We start from the raw sequence: 17420 nt of genomic DNA on the forward strand, positions 1-17420 counted from the left end.
TCGGCGCTCCCTTAAATCTTCGCTTTCCGGAGCCAGCCACCGCTTTCTATTTGAACGGCAAAGTCATCGATGTCGGGCGCGGCGGCTGGTCCCTGCTGCTGGGCCAATTGACGAAGCAGGCTTCAAAAATCCTCGAGCGATTTGCCGAAGCACGGATCGGCAAACTGCCGGACGGGCGGCAATCCACCGCCGACTGGCTTTCGGGATACACAAGCAACGAAACAGTCCACGCAATCTTCCGCAATCTCTGCGCAGCAATCTTCGCGTGCAATGCCGACGAACTTCCAGCTCGCGCATTTCTCACATACTTTACCGGCAAAGGCGCCTTCAAGCGTTTCGGATATTGTCCGGAGGGAACGATCGGTGTGTGGAATGCGCTGGCGCAAGTGGTCGAGCGCAACGGTGAAGTCTGGACTGACACCCGTGCGGGTGCGATTGAGGTCGAACGCGGAGAAGTCAAGGGTATCTCAGTGGTCCGCGGCGACGAGCGTGTCACGATTGAAAGCCGGCTGGTTATCAGCAATGCTGGCCCCAAGCAGACATTGGAATTGGCAGGTGAGAGCAGCTTTCCCCCTGATTACGTGAGGCGTGTGCGCTCGGAGTTGCGCCCGGCTGCGAACATCGTCATCAACTTTGCGACACGCGATCCGATCCTCGCTCACCCCGGCATCGTGACATTCGGCAAGACGCGGCGGCTTTGTAACATGGCGAATCTCTCGGCCGTGTGCCCAGAGCTCGCGCCGGACGGTTGGAATCTCTATGTCGCCTACGCGGTCCCGGTTCCCGCGCTTGGCAACTTTGACAACGAATCCGAGATCGCGATGGCCCTCGCCGATCTGCGCGAGCAATTTGTCGATTTCGACAGAGCAAAGATTTTGTCGATTCGCGTGATGCGCGACGAATGGCCAGCTCAACGAAGTTGCGCCGGCTATGATCTGCCGCAGGAAACGGGAGTAAAAGGGCTATATTGCGTCGGCGACGGCGTGAAAGAATACGGAAACGGCGGCACTCAGGCCTGCGCGGAGACCGCAAAGCTGGTGACGGTGCGAGTACTGTCCGGCTGGGACGGCCCTCGTCGGTTGAACCGGGTTGCCACAATATCCTGAGTGCATCTCGTCATGTCCGCAACTGCCAACATTCCATCGTTTTCCTCGATACAGCCAGGGATCGTGGTGACGCCGCTTCTTGAATTCCGCAATGTGCAAATCGTCTATGACAATGCGATTGAGGCGATTCGGGACGTCAGTCTGGCCGTACCTAAGGGAAATATTGTCGCTCTGCTTGGCTCGAACGGCGCGGGAAAATCGACCTTGCTGAAGGCGATGTCCGGCGTTCTGTATACGGAAGAAGGAAAGCTAGAAAGCGGGTCGATCCAGTTTAAGGGCGAGAACATCCATCACTTGTCGCCGGATGTCATCGTAAGAAAAGGCGTGGTCCAGGTCCCGGAAGGGCGCCGCGTATTCGCAAGCCTGACAGTCGACGAAAACCTACAAATGGGCGGATTCCTGTGCAGCGCCGCGGAATTCAAAGTCAGGCGGGATCGCGTATTCGAGTTGTTCCCTCGGCTCGCCGAACGACGGCAACAAATTGCGGGATATATGTCCGGCGGCGAGCAGCAGATGCTGGCAATTGGCCGTGCATTGATGACTGAACCTGTCGCGCTTGCGTTGGACGAGCCCTCGCTCGGCCTCGCTCCGCTCGTGATCGATCGCATCTACGATGTTGTCGCTCGCTTGCGGAAGGAACTGGGCTTGACCGTGCTTCTGGTGGAGCAGAACGCGCAGCGCGCATTGGATATCGCGGACCATGCATATATTCTTGAGAATGGGAGGATCGTGCTTGATGGCTCCGCGCAGTCTCTCTCGCGCAACGCGGATGTTCAGGAGTTTTATCTCGGAATGTCCGGCGCCGCACGAAAAAGCTTGCGCGAAGTCAAGCACTATAAGCGTCGCAAGAGGTGGCTCTCATGACTGCGCTTTTGCAGGTCGAGAGCTTGAGTAAGAACTTCGGTGGCCTGACGGCCGTTTCAGATGTGTCGCTATCGGTCGATCGCGGCGAAATCGCAAGCATTATCGGTCCAAATGGCGCGGGCAAGACCACACTGTTCAACCTTCTCAGCGGGGTATTTCGACCGTCGAGCGGCATGATGAGGTTCGATGGCATTGATTCGTGCAAGATCGCGCCCGCACGTTTCGCCGCCGCCGGCATCGGTCGCACATTCCAAAATCTTGCATTGTTCAAGCACGGAACGGTCGTCGAAAACATTCTCGTCGGCCGGCACTCGCACATGCGTTCCAATGTGCTCGAGGCGGCAATCTTTTTCGGGCGAACGCGCCAAGAAGAAATCAAAGCGCGGCAACGCGTGGAAGAGATCATCGAGTTTCTCGAGATGGAACATTTTCGCGACGCGATAGTCGGCACTCTGTCGTACGGTCAACAGAAGCGTGTCGAACTTGCCCGCGCGCTCGCATCCGAGCCGAAGCTGTTGCTGCTCGACGAGATGGTGTCGGGAATGAACCAGGAAGAGACCGAGGATATCGCGCGTTTTATCCTCGACATTCGTGAGGAACTGGAGGTGACGATCTTGATGATCGAGCACGACATGCGAATCGTTATGGACATATCCGATCGCGTCCATGTCCTCAACTTCGGCAAAAAGATTGCCGAAGGAACACCCGCGGAAATGCAGGATAACCTCGCGGTACGAGAAGCCTATCTCGGCGACGGCAAGGGAAAGACGAGCGGTGATCCGGGTTCATTGAAGCAACCGATCTACATTCATGCGTGAGCGAGATGCACGGTCCGGTCCTGTCATTAGCTAAGCAAAACCGCAATCTTGCCGACGGCACGGTGAGAGCGGAGATCTTGCCCGCGGGCGATACGACGCTGCCGCGACTCTTGCGTTTCTGGGCTGAGCAGAAAGGAGAAGGGCTGGCGCTGCGCGAGAAAGAGCATGGAATATGGAAACGGTACTCCTGGAACCACTATTACCGGACGGCGCGTGAGGTCGGTCTTGGCTTGCTGTCGCTTGGCATCGAGCCGGGCGACCGGATTGCAATAGCAAGCGAAGACACCCCCGAATGGTATTATACCGATCTTGGCGCACAGATGATCGGTGCGATCGTTGTCGGCATCTATCCGACCAATCCTTGGCCGGAACTGCAGTACATCGTGCGGCATAGCGGTGCGCGTATCGTGGTGACCGGCGATCAGGAGCAAACTGACAAAGTATTTGATGCGATGAACAACGAAGGTGGCCTGCCGGCGGTCGAGGTGGTCGCTTGCGTGGATATGAAGGGGCTTCGTCACTACAGTTCAAGCAAGCTGATGTCCTTCGAGGCGTTGTGCGAACGCGGAAAAGAGTTTGCGGCGAGCAACCCGCACGCGGAATCGAGGTTGAACGAACTGATCGAGACAGCAACCGCCGACGATGTCTGCATCCTGGTCTACACGTCCGGAACGACGGGCAAGCCCAAGGGCGCGATGCTGAGCCACCGGAACTTGATCTACTCGGTTTATGGCTATGCCGAAGCGATCGGCATGGTGGGCAAGTCCTACGAGGCAATGTGCTATTTGCCGCTCTGCCACGTTGCCGAGCGGTGCTATTCAACCGTCATGCAACTCACGCTCGGCGGCGTGGTCAATTTTGCCGAGTCTATCGATACCGTTGCGCTGAACATCCGCGAAATCGCGCCGACCTATTTCATCGCGGTGCCGCGCATCTGGGAAAAGCTGCAGCAGAATTTCATGCTCAAGTTGAAGGACAGCGGCGTCCTTCGTCAGCGCTTCACACGCTTCGGCCTTGCTCTCGGCCGGCGGCTCTCCGAGCGTCGCGAAGCTGCAAATGGCAGACTGTCCGTTGCCGAGCGCCTGCAGTTTGAATTCCTCTATTGGGCGCTGTTCCGCAACATCCAACGCTATCTCGGTTTGAACCGCACGTTCCACCGGCTGTCGGGCGGGGCGTCGATTTCACCGGAGACGCTGCGATTCTTCGACAGTCTCGGCCTACCGATTTCCCAAGGCTATGGGCTGACCGAAACCTCCGGCTGCGCCTTTATCCAGTCGGCAGCCTACAATCGCATCGGTGGCTGCGGAAAGGCGCTACGCGACACCGAATGGGAGTTTGCCGTAGACGACGAGATCCTGATTCGAGGTCCCGGGCTCTTCAAGGGGTACTTCCTCGACAAAAAGGCGACTGACGCTAGCTACAACTCGCAAGGCTGGCTGCTCACGGGCGATATCGGCGGTGTCCTAGACAATGGAGAACTGACCATCGTCGATCGCAAGAAGGCGATCATCATTACGTCCGGGGGCAAGAACATCGCTCCCTCCGAAATAGAAAACGCGCTGAAGGACCACGAGTTCGTCAAGGAAGCAATCGTCGTCGGCGACGGTCGCAAGTTCATAGGCGCGCTCATCCAGATATATTACGAGACGGTTGGCCGCTGGGCGAGCGAGAAATGCCTTGCATATACAAACTACAAGTCGCTCTCACAGCTACCCGAGGTCTATGAACTGATCGGCGCGGTGGTCCGCACCACGAATGAGAGATTTGCACGGGTCGAAGGCGTGCGGCGCTTCGTTATCCTGGACAAGGAGCTCGATCACGATGATGGCGAACTGACCGCGACCCAGAAAGTCCGCCGCGCGATCATCGACAGTCGGTTTGAGCGCGAACTTGAACAAATCTATGGGGCAGCCTGATGCGCTTCTTCATCGAGCTGATGGTCTCGGCCTTGTCGATCGGTGCCATTTACGGACTGATCGCGATGGCCTTCGCCGTGATCTACAAGGCAACCGGACTTGTCAATTTTGCCCAAGGCGAGATCACGATGATCGTCGCCTACGTCGCCTGGACGATCGCGACCACCGTGACCGGCAATATATTTGTCGTTGTGATCACCGCGATTGTATTTTCTGCGCTGCTCGGCCTTATGATCGAGCGCGTTATCATGCGTCCTATGTTGGGCGAACCGGTATTCGCGACCGTGATGGTGACGATCGGTCTTGCAGTCATTCTCCGGTCTTCGATCAACTTCATCTGGGATGCCTACCCCCACGCTTTCGATCTCGGCGTCGGGCGGGAAGTGATGCGAGTGGGGGGTGTCGCAGCGCGATCAGCGCAACTCGCCGCCATCGCCACTCTGATCGCATCGATCGGCGTGTTCTGGTTGTTCTTCCGTTACAGCAAGCTTGGAATTGCGATGCGTGCGGTCGCCGCCGATGATCGTACGGCTTTGCTGATGGGCGTCAGCGCAGCCCGTATTCATGCGTTGGCCTGGGCAGCCTCGTCTGTTCTCGCCGGCATTGCCGGCGTCTTGTTCGCTCTAACCTACGATATTTCACCGGCAATGTTCCAACTTGGCCTCAAAGCCTTCCCCGCAACCATTCTCGGAGGACTCGATTCGGTGAACGGCTCCGCGATCGGCGGAATACTGATTGGCATCACCGAGAACGTAGCGAGCGGGTACATTGCGCCGAGCATGAAGGAAGTTGCCGGCTTTGTGATGATCATCGTCGTGCTCATGGTTCGGCCGTTTGGCCTGTTTGGCGAACGAGACATCGAGAGAGTGTAAGTGGCATGCGCAGCGGGAACTTCAAGGAGACCTATTCCGGGCTGATCGTCCTGTCGGACTCCGTCGCGGTCTGGTTCTGGTCTGTGGTACTGGTGATGGGGCTGTTCCTGGCCCCTTACTACCTCAACGCGTTCGCGCTTTCATTTCTCACCATTATTTTGATTACGGTTGTTGGAGCGCTCGGTCTCAACATCCTGAGTGGCTATACCGGATTAGTCTCGCTTGGGCATGTGGGGTTTCTCGTTACCGGCGCCTATGCCTATGCAATCGCGGTGTCGAAATTCGGATACTCACCTGTCGTAGGGTTTTTGGCTGCCGGCATCGTGTCGGCGCTTGTCAGTTTGATCGTTGGCGCGCCCTCGCTTCGGCTGAAAGGTCTTTATCTAGCTATCACGACACTGGCATTCTCATTCATCATCAATCATGTGATCCTTGAGGCCAGCTTTATCACGAACGGAGCGCGCGGAATCGTCGTGGACCGCCCGAGTATTCTCGGGTTGAGCTTCGAAAGCGATATTGCGTTGTCGCAGCTTTGCCTTGCCTTTGCGATCGTGACTCTAATCGCCACTCTGAATATTCGGCGAAGCAGGGTCGGCAGGGCCTTTGTCGCGATCCGCGACAACGACATGGCCGCCCGCGTCATGGGCATCAACCTCCACGCCTACAAGCTCATTGCGTTCGTCACGAGTTCATTCATTACTGGAATCGCTGGCGCCCTTTACGGCATTTACCTCAGCTTCGTCAGTGTTGAAGGATTTCCCTTCTTGTTGAGTATCGAGGCGCTCGCGATTCTGATCGTCGGGGGTCTTGGCTCTGCGTTGGGAGCAGTCCTCGGCACGATCTTCATCATACTGCTGCCGGAAGCGTCGCGCATGCTGTTCTCGTTGCTCGGTACGAAGGCCGACGCCCTGTTCTCGACCGGAGCACACGAGCTGAAAAGCATGATCTATGGCGTCATCATCATCGCATTTCTTCGATTTCAACCCCGAGGCTTGGTCGGCGTTTGGCATGACGTAAAGCGAACGTGGATTAATTGGCCGCTGCGGTTCTGATCGCTGGAAGATAGAAGCGGGAGTAATGGGAATGAAAGGAATGGTTGGTCTATTTCGAATGGGGTGTCTGGCGGCAATCCTGGTTGTCGCCGGGTCTGCAATGGCGCAACAACCAGGAGTCTCCGATACGGAAATCTTGCTTGGCGATGCCGAACCTTTGACCGGCCCCGCAGCCTTGCTCGGTCTGTCGCATCAGATCGGTGTAAAGATCGCGGTTGAGGAGACGAACGCCGCAGGCGGGATCAACGGCCGCAAGGTCCGCTACGTTTTTGAAGACGAGGCCTACCAGACGCCGCGTATGATACAAGCCGTCCGCAAGCTCCTTGACGTCGACAAGGTGTTTGCCATCACCGGATTGTCGGGCTCCGGGCAGACGCTTGCGGTCATGCCGATGCTTGAGAAGGCCGGTGTTCCAACCGTCATCAGTGTCGCTCCGGTGGAGCCCATGTGGCAGCCTGCGAGGAAGAACATTTTTGTAGTCGGGCAATCCTACAACCAAGGTGTGCGCGAACTCGTTCGCTATCTTTCCCAAAAATATCCGGGCAAGCGATGGGGACTAATCACCCAAGATGATGACTACGGCTACTACGTGCGGGATGGATTTGAGGCGGGTGCAAAGGCAAACAAGATCAATGTCGTTTTCTCGACGAACTTCCGGAAAGGTCAGCAAGACTTCTCCGCCGAAATTCTTCGACTTAAGGAAGCCGCTGTTGAGATCTTCATCATGGCCGGGATCATCACCGAGAATGTGGCGATGATGAAGGAGCTCGAAAAGCACAATATCAAGCCGGTCACGGCGATTTTCTGGGTCGGCCGAATCGAGCCCGTGCTGCGCCTGATGGGACCGATTAGCGATGGCATGTATGTCGTCGATTACGTCGATTCACTCGCCATGGCCGGGGGGCAGGAGTTTCTCAAGAAGGCCAAAAAGTACGTTTCGGAAGCTGAGCTGAAAGGCATCCACCGTTACACCTTCACATCCTATACTGGCGCAAAGGTGCTGTTCGAAGCAATGCGTCGTTGTGGCCGCAATCTCACGCGCGAATGCACGATCGCAGAACTGGAAAAGACCAAGGACTTCGAAAGCGGCGTCATGACTCCGATCAGTTTTGGACCCGGTATCCGGTTCTCATCCCAGAAGTTACAGGTGCTTCGGGCTGATTTCGGGACGCTGAGTTTCAGGCCAGCGGATTGACGAGAACTCAGACAAAAAGTCGACCAAATACGGAGAGGAAACAATGTTGCGACTCGCAAGTACCGTTTTTTGTGCCGCGCTGCTGTCTTCTGCCTTCATCGATCGTCTGAACGCTCAACAAGGCGTCACGGACGCGGAAATCGTGATCGGCGAGGTAGAGCCATTGACCGGACCGCCCGCACTTCTTGGTGTCGCGGCAAGTCTTGGTACAAAAATAGCCGTTGCGGAGATCAATGCCGCCGGGGGAATCAATGGCCGCAAAATCAGATATGTCCTTGAGGACGACGGCTACGTGAGTGCAAGGACTATTCAGGGTCTGCGCAAAATAATCGATGTCGATAAGGTATTCGCCATCCTCGGTTTGTCGGGCTCAGGCCAAACGTTGGCGGCGCTACCAATTCTAGAAAAGTCAGGCCTTCCGACCGTGCTAACCGTTGCGCCGACCAATCCAGTCTGGCAACCGCCGCGTAAGAATGTCTTTGCGGTCGGACAAGATTATGCCGAAGGCATTCGGGTGGTGGTGCGCTATCTCGCCGACAAGAATCCTAAAAAGAAATGGGGCATCATCACACAGGACGACGATTACGGTCTTGCGGTGCGCGAGGGCTTCGAAAGCATTGTCAAAGAACGGAATCTGGATGTCGTCTTCAACGCGACCTATCGCCGCGGTCAGCAGGATTTCTCCGCGGAAATCCTCAGACTTAAGGAAGCGGGCGTGGAGGTTTTCATGATGGGCGGGATCATCACCGAAAACGTCGCGATGATAAAGGAAATGGAGAAGCTTGGGATCAAGCCCACTATAGGAGTCTTCTGGCCGGGACGGCTTGAAATTGTGCTGAAGTTAATGGGGCCAGCGAGTCACGGCATAATTGCCGTGGACTATGTGAATCCATTTGCGAGTGTCGAAGGCCAAACGTTCTTAGCCAAAGCCAAACAGTTTCTACCCGAGAGTGATCTGAAGAGCATCAACCGGTACAGCATGGTCGGCTATGCGGGAGCAATGGTGTTGTTTGACGCCATCAAGCGCTGCGGACGCAACGTGACGGCTGCCTGCGTCAACAATGAACTCGAGAAAACCAAAGATCTGCAGACGGGCGTTATGGCGCCGGTGACCTTCGGTCCGGGCGTCCGGTTCTCCGGCCAGAAGCTACAGGTTATGGAGGCGGATTTTCCAACCTTGAGTTTCAAGCCCGCTCCCTAACTTGATCTGAGGTGATTTTTCGTCCCGTCATCAGCTATAGAGAGATAAGAACGATGGTCGGAATCGCCGCAATTGGGGTTTACCTCCCTCGCACGCGGCTTGCTCGAAAGGCAATCGTCGACGCCAACCAGTGGTTCGCCGCTGGCCTTTCGGGCCTTGCAAAAGGAGAAAGGTCAATCTGCTCCTGGGATGAGGATGCAATTACCATGGGCGTTGAAGCCGTTCGTTCGATTCGAGCCGACGGCGCGCCAGCTTCGCTCTGGTTTGCATCCGTGTCTGGGCCATTTCAGGATCGGCTCAACGCTGGTGTCGTGGCGATCGCTGCAGGCTTGCCCGAAAATGTCGCCGCGCTTGATGTTACTGGTTCTCTGAGGAGCGGGACGACGGCATTGGGGCGTGCGATTCTAGATGTCGCGAGCGGTGGTGACGCGATTGTCGTAGCCTCCGAACAGCGGTTGGCCAAAGCCGGAGGTCAGGAGGAGCTGCTCTTTGGAGATGCGGCGACGGCAGTCCTGATCTCGAACGCCCCTGGCCTCGCTGAAATCCTCGCCATGACACATCGCTCTGTAGATTTCGTGGACCATTATCGCGCGTCGAACTTCTCCTTCGACTATGCTTGGGAAGAGCGCTGGACGCGTGATCAAGGTTATCTGAAGATTGTGCCCTCGGTCATTTCGGAACTGCTCGCGGAAGCAAAGGTCGAAGCTGGCGAGATCGACCGCTTTATAATGCCTGCCCCATCCGGCTCGGCTGCATCCGCGATCGCGACGCGGGCTGGAATTCGTCTAGACGCCGTCTGCGACGTACTGCAGGAGCGCGTTGGATTTTCCGGCTCGGCACATCCATTGCTGATGTTGGCAGCGGTCCTCGAAGAGGCGACGCCAGGGCAGTTGGTATTGTTAATAGGCTTTGGGCAGGGCTGCGACAGCTTCCTTCTCAAGGTGGCAAAGACAAATGCCAAGGTGCGGCCGAGCTCTTTTGCGTCGCAGCTCGCGCGTGGTCGGACTTCGACAAACTACATGCGCTATCTGTCCCACAATCGGCTGATCGAGCAGGAGCGAGGCATTCGCGCTGAGCTTGATACGCAAACGCCGCCAACAGTGCTATATCGAAATCGCCGAATGCTTTACGGCTTCATCGGCGGCAAATGCCGGAAGTGCGGGGCCGTGCAGTTTCCGAAGGCTCCGGTTTGCGTCAATCCGAATTGCGGCGCCTATCACGAGCAAGAGGACTACGATTTTGCCGACAGTGAGGCACATGTACAGAGCTTCACGGCAGACCAGTTGACTTACACGCCCGACCCGCCGGCAAGATACGGTATGATGAAATTCGCCGACGGTGGCTGCCTGATGATGGACCTGACGGATGTTGCGGATGGGGAGATTAAGGTCGGTGCGCCTGTCCGCATGATGTTCCGCATCAAGGCGGAAGATGAGCGCCGCGGCTTCAAGCGCTACTTCTGGAAAGCTGCGCCCGTCGCTGAATCGGGATAGGAGGCAAGATGCCCAAAGGCATACGCGACAAAGTCGTCATTCTCGGAATGGGCTGCTCACAATTTGGCGAACGCTGGGACAAGGATGCTGGAGACCTGATTGTTGAGGCGTTTCAAGAATGCGCTCAGGACGCTGGCGTTGGAACCGAACAGATTGATGCGGCCTGGTTCGCCACTGGGATAGAAGAGCAGCACGTCGGAAAGTCCGCTGTGCCATTGGCTGTGACCTTGCGTTTGCCCTTCATTCCGGTCACCCGGGTCGAGAATTTTTGTGCGTCCGGCACCGAAGCTTTTCGTGGCGCCGTCTACGCCGTAGCCTGCGGCGCAGCCGATATCGCGCTTGCGCTCGGCGTCGAGAAGCTCAAGGACACGGGCTATGGAGGGTTGCCGCAGCGCTCCCGCGGCGTGCTCAATGATATGTATTGGGCGAACCTGTCCGCGCCGGGCAGCTTCGCACAGCTTGCGACTGCGTATGAGGCAAAACACAAACTCGACCGAAGCGATCTCAAGCGCGCCATGGCGCAAATCTCAGTCAAGAGTCATGACAACGGCTCGCTAAACCCAAAGGCGCACCTACGCAACAAGATCGACCTCGACAAGGTGCTCAATGCTCCGATAATCGCCGATCCGCTCGGACTGTTCGATTGTTGCGGTGTGTCGGACGGCGCCGCCGCTGCGATCGTGACCACACCTGATATTGCCCGCGGCTTGGGGAAGACGGATCTGGTCGCGGTAAAGGCGCTTCAATTGGCGGTTTCCAGCGGGCTCGAGGCCAGTCACGGCAGTTGGGACGGAAGCTATATTATGACGACGCGGCGTGCCGCCGAGCGCGCATATCGTGAGGCAGCTGTGGAAAATCCGCGTGAATCGATCGGGATGATCGAATGCCACGACTGCTTTTCGATTACCGAGCTAGTGACCATGGAGGACTTGTTCCTGTCCGATGAAGGGTGCGGCTGGCGGGATGTTCTCGACGGGATTTACAACGCTGATGGCATGATGCCCTGTCAGATCGACGGCGGCTTGAAATGCTTCGGCCATCCGATCGGCGCGTCGGGCTTGCGCATGATCTACGAAATGTATTTGCAATTGCAGGGCCGCGCCGGAAGGCGCCAACTATCGAATCCGAAAATGGGTCTGACGCACAATCTCGGCGGCTTTCCGCATCAAAATGTATGCAGCATATTGATCGTCGGATATCTCCCGGCGTGAGGAGATTGGGCGACCGTCACATTCGCTTGGCCACCTCTTCCAGCATCACCTCGGTTGCACCGCCGCCGATAGTGAGAACACGAGCATCGCGCGCCATCCGCTCGATCGCCGTCCCGCGCATGAATCCCGCACCGCCATGCAGTTGCAGGCAGCCATGGACGACTTCATGCAACACCTCCGGAGCGAGCGCCTTGACCATGAAGACCTCGCGCAGACAGTTGGTGCCGAGCGAGGACAACTCGGCAGCGTGATAGGCGAGCTGGCGGACGGCTGCGGATTTTGCTGCCAGCATGGCCAGTTTTTGACGGACGGCTTGCTGATTCCAGAGCGGCCCACCGAACGCTTCGCGCGCTCGCACATATTGCAGTGTTAGCTCGATCGCCTTTGCACTTTCACCTGCACAGATGCCCCCAATGCAGATTCTCTCGTTCTGAAACGTCTCCATGATCGCGTAAAAGCCCCGACCTTCCACCCCGAGAATATTTTCGGCCGGTATCCGGACGTTGCTGAGTCCGATTTCTGCCGTATCCGAACAGAGCCAGCCGTGTTTGGACAATTTCGTCGTCGATATACCCGGTGTGTCCTTCTCAACGATGAACAGCGAAATTCCGCCGCTTCCCTTGGCTGAGGGATCGGTTCGCGCGGCAAGGATGATGATGTCGCCATAGACGCCGTTGGTGATGAACATCTTCGCGCCATTGATGACCCATGAATCACCGTCGCGGGTGGCCCGCGTCCTCAGTCGCGCCACATCCGAACCCGCGTCGGGCTCGGTCACGGCAACCGCGCAAATCTTTTCGCCGCGGATGATCGCTGGTAGGAATGTCTGCTTCTGCGCGGTTGTGCCACTCTTGGTGATGTGGATAGCAGACATGTCTGTGTGAACCAGGGTAGACGCCGTGAAGCCACCGAATCCGGATCGCGCAAGTTCCTCGGCGAAAACAATCGACGCGATTGGACCTAAATCCGTACCACCAAACTCCGTGGCGTGCCGCATGCCCAAAAATCCCAATTCGCCCATCCGACGGAAGATGTCGCGGGGAATCTTTCCGTCCTCCTCCCAGGCCTCGGCAAAGGGCACCACTTCCCGATCGACAAATCGCCGGACTTGATCGCGCATCATCACCAGTTCGTCGGTCAGGAAAGCGGGATCGGTAAACCGAAACGCTGTGCCGGACGCATTCCCGACTGTGCTCACAGCTGCGCGCATGGTCGCACCTTTAATTTCGAGTGGCAGAATCCGCAATAATTAGACTGTACGTCCGGATTATTTAAGGCTAAGACACTGCGAAGTCAAAAAGCTAGGTCTTGGATGATGTTTGACGTGACGGTCAGCGGAGACGTCTGCGAAGTCGTGCTCAATCGTCCTGAAAAACGAAATGCCCTGACGGACGATGACTTCCTATCCCTGAGGCGTATTGTAGTTGACTTGATTAAATCTCCGCACCGGGCCTTACTTTTTTACGGAGCTGGTGGTGCATTTTCAGCTGGACGCGACATCGGAACGACCGATCCTCTTACAGTCGACGCCGAGAAGCTGATTTCCGAACTGGTGAATCCGCTGTTCCGCGCAATCGCTTCCATCGAGGTGCCCACCATCGCCGCAATCGAGGGGCCTTGTCTTGGCGGCGGCTTTGGTATCGCATTCTCATGCGATATCGTCCTTGCTGCCGAAAACGCGCGAATAGGCAGCGCGTTCCGAAATCTTGGTGCTGTTCCCGACTCAGGTATCCATTATTTCCTGCGAAGCCGACTGGGCTATCACCGTGCATCCGAACTGCTTTACACCGGCCGGATGTTGTCGGGGAGCGAAGCCGCACGCATCGGCCTGATCAATCAAGCGTTTCCAGACGGAACGGTTATTGACGCCGCGCGGGCGATGGCGGCGCATATCGCTGCCGGTCCAACAAAAGCATTCAAGGCGTCCAAGCGGATACTTTGCGGAGCGCTAGCCCTTGAGGACGTCCTCAAGGCCGAGGCGGTGTGGCAAGGGAAAATCATCAGATCTCAGGATGCTGTGGAAGGCTTCAGCGCATTCCAACAGAGGCGAAAGCCAAAATTTGTAGGCAATTGATCGGAGATGCCGCTGTGGCTGTCGTATTGTTTGAAACGCCGATGCCGCATATCGCCCTGGTGCGATTCAACCGTCCGGAGGTACGCAACGCGATAAATCATGAAGTGCGGGTGCTGATTGATCGATACTTTCGTCAGATTTCCAATGACTCAGATATTCGCTGCGTGGTGTTGACTGGCAATGACGATGCTTTCGCAGCGGGCGCGGATATTCACGAGCAAGCGGAAAGGGATGTAGTCAATGCAATGTCAGCTTTCAACTCGCGCGCAATCATGGAGTGTCCGAAGCCGGTCATCGCAGCGGTCAATGGCTTCGCACTCGGAGGAGGATGCGAAGTCGTTATGCAGTGCGACATCATAATTGCCAACGACAAGGCGAAGTTCGGTCAGCCCGAAGTCAAACTCGGTCTGGTACCGGGTGCAGGCGGGACACAACGTCTGCCACGGATCATCGGCAAGCATCACGCCCTTTATCTGCTTCTGACCGGCAATCTTCTCTCTGCGGCAGACGCCTACCGGCTGGGAATGGTCAGTGAGATCGTGGTAGAGAATTGTGAGAGGCGCGCGATTGAAATCGCATCGCAGGTGGCCAGGATGGGGCCACTCGCGGCACAGCAAATCAAGGAAGTCGTGCTTGCAGGGCTGGACGCACCTTTGGACGCCGCATTGAGAATGGAGCGTAAGGCCTATCAATTAATGTTTGGAACGAATGATCTTCGGGAAGGATTTGAAGCTTTCATCGAAAAACGCCCGCCGCTCTTTCGAGGAAAGTAATGGAGATTCTGCTGCAACTCGCTCACCAGTTTCTTATCGAAATAACGGCGACGATATCAGCCAGTACATTCGAGAAGACTTCCGCCCACAAGCGGTCGTCAGCAAGGTAGCAAAAGTTGGCTTCTCGCCCCACATCGGGCGTCAGCATTTGGGCGAGACGAAAATTAGGAGGAGCTCATGAAAGCGAACGTCGCGTCCCGCACAACGCTCCTTCGATTGCCTGATCGCAAAGCGTATGCGTAGTGCAGGATCGTAGCGTCAGCGTACGCGGACCGTAAAAACGCAAACGCTCCATAAGAATTTAGTCAAGCCATAACAAGTTCAACTATGTCAATTTGCGAGATCTCAAATATGCATCATCGACAAAACGCTGCACGCGGATCAAATTACGAAGTATCGCATTCGTGGTCTTTATATATGCGCGGCGCTCTGTCGCGTTTATTCCATGCATCAAATTTTCTTCGATCTCAAGCGCGACAGCAAGGATGCGATTTCCGAGCTTCAATCCTTGCGGTGTGAGACGAACCTCAATATCCCGACCGTTACGAGGTCGCGTTACGAGGTAGCCGCGAGACCTCAGGCTCGAAATACTACGACTAACTGCGGCCTTATCAAGTCCGATGTAGTCGCAAATCTCTGCGTTAGTGCCTTTGTCATGAATTCCCAGATAAGCAATTATGCGCCATTCTGCGAGACCCACGCCAAAGCGCTTTCGATAAAGGCGGGACGCGTTCGCGGCCGTTTTATTGTAGAGCCATGTTACTAATGCTGGGACATATTCATTGATTTCCCAGTGCGAAAAGTTCGGAGCTTCGGCCTTGGTTTTCGTGCGTTTCATTTCAAAAACTTTTTCGGAGATCGATTTTCAAAGACCCAGGTAGACTTGCCTAAAATCCTCATCCTGGCGAAGCTTCTCCGGCACGTCGCTTGAAACGATTCGGCCGCTGGCAATGAGGTAAAATCGATCGGCGATTTCGAGCGCTTCCCAGACATTTTGCTCTACAAGAAGCACGGTGACTCCCAGATCCTTGATCTTGCGGATGGTATCAAACAGCGTCGCAACGATTGCCGGTGCGAGACCGAGTGAAGGTTCGTCCAGCATCAACAATTTCGGGTCCGCCATCAGGCCGCGTCCAATCGCGAGCATCTGCTGCTGGCCGCCGCTGAGCACGCCGGCCTGACTGGTCTGCCGCTCCTTCAATACGGGAAACAGTTCGAAGACCGCCTTCATTAGTTCCTGGCGGCGTTTGCGCACGCGCGGCGCATAGCTCCCAAGTTCGAGATTCTCCCGGACGCTCATCTGCGGAAAGACGTGCCGACCTTCGGGAACGTGAATGAGACCCAGATTCGGCAGTTCATGAGCCTGCAACTGGCCGACGTCCTGGCCGGCAAAGGCGATGCGGCCTCCTGCTAGATCAACAAGGCGGGAAATCGCGCGCAGGGTGCTGGTCTTCCCGGCGCCGTTCCCGCCGAATAGTGCGACCACTTCGCCTTGCCTTACATTCAGCGAACAATCCCATACCACCTGGACGTCGCCATATTTGACGTCGATATTCTCGACCGACAGCAATTCAGGCGCCACGTCGCGGTCCCTTTGTTCCGAAATAGGCATCGGCGACTTGTTGATTGACTACAACGTTCTCGGGCATACCTTCCGTGAGCATTTCGCCGTGATGCAGCACGATCAGATGCTCGCAGGTCTTCATCAGCACCTGCATGATATGCTCGATCCACAGGACAGTGATGCCAAGCTCGTCGCGGACACGACAGATGATCTTGATGGCAGGCTCCAGGTCGGCCGGATTGAGACCAGCTAGGATCTCGTCGAGCAGGAGGAGCTTAGGCTGAGTCGCAAGGGCGCGAGCCAATTCGACGATCTTGCGCTCCATCAGATTCAGATTTGAAACCGGCCGCTCTGCCTGCCGCGCCAACCCGACGAAGTCAAGAACTTCATTGGCCTTACGGCTTGCCGCGTGTTTGTCCCTCATGGGCGCAGCACCATAAAGCAGCCCGACCATGATATTTTCGCGCGCGGTGAGATTGCCAAAGGGGCGGCCACTTTGAAATGTTCGCGCAATGCCACTCCTGCATATTCGGAAGGGCGACAAATTCTGCAGCTCGATACCGGAGAAGCGCACGATACCGCCGGTCGGACGATGCACGCCGGTTACTAGGTTGAATAAAGTCGTCTTGCCGGCGCCGTTCGGGCCCATGATCCCGGTGATAAGCCCCCGGGGGAGCCGGAACGACACGTTTCTCAGGGCGCGCAAGCCGCCGAATGAAACGCTCAGGTCCCGAACCTCGAGCACGCCTTCTTCTGGGGAGTTCATCATGCCGCCTCGTTCACCGCGGCGTGCCCTCTTTGGAGCCATTTCTCGCGCAGCATCGCATAGGCCTGCACAAGGCCGCCGGGACACCAGATGATCAGCACGATGACGAGCACCCCGAAGATCGTTGTGTGAAAGGCCGGCAGGTTGGTCGAAAGCAGTTCGCCGACAAACGTCATCGCGATGGCGCCGATGATCGGGCCAATCACGGTACCGAAGCCGCCGAATACGGCCATGACCAGCATGTTGAAGGAAACGGCGAGATCGAATGCGAGGTACGGATCGACATAGCTCCAGTTCCACGCGATGATCGCGCCCGTCAGACCTATGAATACCGAGCTCGCCACAAACATCGCGAGCTTGTGCGCGACAGTATTGATCCCGGTGACTTCCGCCGCGACTTCGTCGGCCAGGATCGCCTTCAGTCCATAGCCCCATCGCAGATTCTTAATGCCATAAGCGAACAGAACCGATGTGGTCGCCAGCGTCAGCAGGAAGTAATACGCAAAGCTGCCATC

General features: G+C 56.5%; 17 protein-coding genes. 12 read left to right on the forward strand and 5 right to left on the reverse strand.

Features of this window, described 5'->3' with window-relative positions; translation table 11 throughout:
- The 10 genes from AB7F49_RS31445 to AB7F49_RS31490 form a co-directional block, all read left to right on the forward strand.
- On the forward strand, nt 1-1106 hold a 1106-nt coding region (locus AB7F49_RS31445), incomplete at its 5' end, for an FAD-dependent oxidoreductase (RefSeq protein WP_428529775.1).
- A gap of 12 nt (nt 1107-1118) precedes the next feature.
- Complete coding sequence (locus AB7F49_RS31450) at nt 1119-1970, forward strand: ABC transporter ATP-binding protein (RefSeq protein ID WP_428529776.1); 852 nt, start codon at nt 1119-1121, stop codon at nt 1968-1970.
- On the forward strand, nt 1967-2788 hold the full coding sequence (locus AB7F49_RS31455) for an ABC transporter ATP-binding protein (RefSeq protein ID WP_428529777.1): 822 nt from the start codon (nt 1967-1969) through the stop codon (nt 2786-2788). The genes AB7F49_RS31450 and AB7F49_RS31455 overlap by 4 nt, the downstream gene beginning before the upstream one ends.
- Before the next feature lie 62 nt (nt 2789-2850).
- Nucleotides 2851-4704, forward strand: a complete 1854-nt coding sequence (locus tag AB7F49_RS31460; protein WP_428529778.1) for an AMP-dependent synthetase/ligase — start codon at nt 2851-2853, stop codon at nt 4702-4704.
- Entirely contained in the window at nt 4704-5576 is an 873-nt protein-coding gene (locus AB7F49_RS31465; RefSeq protein WP_428529779.1) for a branched-chain amino acid ABC transporter permease, read from the forward strand. The genes AB7F49_RS31460 and AB7F49_RS31465 overlap by 1 nt, the downstream gene beginning before the upstream one ends.
- 5 nt (nt 5577-5581) lie before the next feature.
- A complete protein-coding gene (locus AB7F49_RS31470; protein WP_428529780.1) occupies nt 5582-6628 on the forward strand; it encodes a branched-chain amino acid ABC transporter permease in 1047 nt (348 codons plus the stop codon).
- A gap of 31 nt (nt 6629-6659) precedes the next feature.
- Nucleotides 6660-7823, forward strand: a complete 1164-nt coding sequence (locus tag AB7F49_RS31475; protein ID WP_428529781.1) for an ABC transporter substrate-binding protein — start codon at nt 6660-6662, stop codon at nt 7821-7823.
- A 43-nt stretch (nt 7824-7866) separates the two neighbouring features.
- Complete coding sequence (locus tag AB7F49_RS31480; protein WP_428529782.1) at nt 7867-9024, forward strand: ABC transporter substrate-binding protein; 1158 nt, start codon at nt 7867-7869, stop codon at nt 9022-9024.
- Nucleotides 9025-9077: 53 nt separating this feature from the next.
- Nucleotides 9078-10517 (forward strand): 3-oxoacyl-[acyl-carrier-protein] synthase III C-terminal domain-containing protein, encoded by a 1440-nt coding sequence (locus tag AB7F49_RS31485; protein ID WP_428529783.1) that lies wholly within the window; start codon nt 9078-9080, stop codon nt 10515-10517.
- A gap of 8 nt (nt 10518-10525) precedes the next feature.
- Nucleotides 10526-11728, forward strand: a complete 1203-nt coding sequence (locus AB7F49_RS31490) for an acetyl-CoA acetyltransferase (protein WP_428529784.1) — start codon at nt 10526-10528, stop codon at nt 11726-11728.
- Nucleotides 11729-11744: 16 nt separating this feature from the next.
- Here AB7F49_RS31490 and AB7F49_RS31495 read toward each other — a convergent pair whose 3' ends face one another.
- Nucleotides 11745-12854 (reverse strand): acyl-CoA dehydrogenase family protein, encoded by a 1110-nt coding sequence (locus AB7F49_RS31495; protein ID WP_428529785.1) that lies wholly within the window; start codon nt 12852-12854, stop codon nt 11745-11747.
- Between the two features lie 189 nt (nt 12855-13043).
- Between AB7F49_RS31495 and AB7F49_RS31500 the strand changes: the two genes are divergently transcribed.
- Both AB7F49_RS31500 and AB7F49_RS31505 read left to right on the forward strand, forming a co-directional pair.
- Complete coding sequence (locus AB7F49_RS31500) at nt 13044-13802, forward strand: enoyl-CoA hydratase/isomerase family protein (protein WP_428529786.1); 759 nt, start codon at nt 13044-13046, stop codon at nt 13800-13802.
- Nucleotides 13803-13843: 41 nt separating this feature from the next.
- Complete coding sequence (locus tag AB7F49_RS31505; RefSeq protein ID WP_428529791.1) at nt 13844-14575, forward strand: enoyl-CoA hydratase-related protein; 732 nt, start codon at nt 13844-13846, stop codon at nt 14573-14575.
- 325 nt (nt 14576-14900) lie between these two features.
- Here the strand turns inward: AB7F49_RS31505 and AB7F49_RS31510 are convergent, their stop codons facing one another.
- The 4 genes from AB7F49_RS31510 to AB7F49_RS31525 all read right to left on the reverse strand — a co-directional run.
- Nucleotides 14901-15413 carry a MarR family winged helix-turn-helix transcriptional regulator gene (locus AB7F49_RS31510; protein WP_428529787.1) on the reverse strand — a complete coding sequence of 171 codons (513 nt, stop codon included), beginning with the start codon at nt 15411-15413 and terminating at the stop codon, nt 14901-14903.
- Nucleotides 15414-15440: 27 nt separating this feature from the next.
- Entirely contained in the window at nt 15441-16157 is a 717-nt protein-coding gene (locus tag AB7F49_RS31515; RefSeq protein ID WP_428529788.1) for an ABC transporter ATP-binding protein, read from the reverse strand.
- Nucleotides 16147-16827: an ABC transporter ATP-binding protein gene (locus AB7F49_RS31520; protein ID WP_428529789.1), complete on the reverse strand. Its 681-nt coding sequence runs from the start codon at nt 16825-16827 to the stop codon at nt 16147-16149. The genes AB7F49_RS31515 and AB7F49_RS31520 overlap by 11 nt, the downstream gene beginning before the upstream one ends.
- Nucleotides 16828-16904: 77 nt before the next feature.
- A partial coding sequence (locus tag AB7F49_RS31525) for a branched-chain amino acid ABC transporter permease (RefSeq protein WP_428529790.1) occupies nt 16905-17420 on the reverse strand: 516 nt, incomplete at its 5' end.

The organism is Pseudorhodoplanes sp. (assembly GCF_050250235.1).
Classification (GTDB): Bacteria; Pseudomonadota; Alphaproteobacteria; order Rhizobiales; family Xanthobacteraceae; genus Pseudorhodoplanes.

Excerpts from the sequence above, each read along its gene's own strand:
- AB7F49_RS31505 (WP_428529791.1), top strand. The coding sequence starts at position 13,844 with ATGCCGCATATCGCCCTGGTGCGATTCAACCGTCCGGAGGTACGCAAC.
- AB7F49_RS31475 (WP_428529781.1), top strand. The coding sequence starts at position 6,660 with ATGAAAGGAATGGTTGGTCTATTTCGAATGGGGTGTCTGGCGGCAATC.
- AB7F49_RS31500 (WP_428529786.1), top strand. The coding sequence starts at position 13,044 with ATGTTTGACGTGACGGTCAGCGGAGACGTCTGCGAAGTCGTGCTCAAT.
- AB7F49_RS31470 (WP_428529780.1), top strand. The coding sequence starts at position 5,582 with ATGCGCAGCGGGAACTTCAAGGAGACCTATTCCGGGCTGATCGTCCTG.
- AB7F49_RS31455 (WP_428529777.1), top strand. The coding sequence starts at position 1,967 with ATGACTGCGCTTTTGCAGGTCGAGAGCTTGAGTAAGAACTTCGGTGGC.
- AB7F49_RS31510 (WP_428529787.1), bottom strand. The coding sequence starts at position 15,413 with ATGAAACGCACGAAAACCAAGGCCGAAGCTCCGAACTTTTCGCACTGG.
- AB7F49_RS31480 (WP_428529782.1), top strand. The coding sequence starts at position 7,867 with ATGTTGCGACTCGCAAGTACCGTTTTTTGTGCCGCGCTGCTGTCTTCT.
- AB7F49_RS31465 (WP_428529779.1), top strand. The coding sequence starts at position 4,704 with ATGCGCTTCTTCATCGAGCTGATGGTCTCGGCCTTGTCGATCGGTGCC.
- AB7F49_RS31485 (WP_428529783.1), top strand. The coding sequence starts at position 9,078 with ATGGTCGGAATCGCCGCAATTGGGGTTTACCTCCCTCGCACGCGGCTT.
- AB7F49_RS31490 (WP_428529784.1), top strand. The coding sequence starts at position 10,526 with ATGCCCAAAGGCATACGCGACAAAGTCGTCATTCTCGGAATGGGCTGC.
- AB7F49_RS31450 (WP_428529776.1), top strand. The coding sequence starts at position 1,119 with ATGTCCGCAACTGCCAACATTCCATCGTTTTCCTCGATACAGCCAGGG.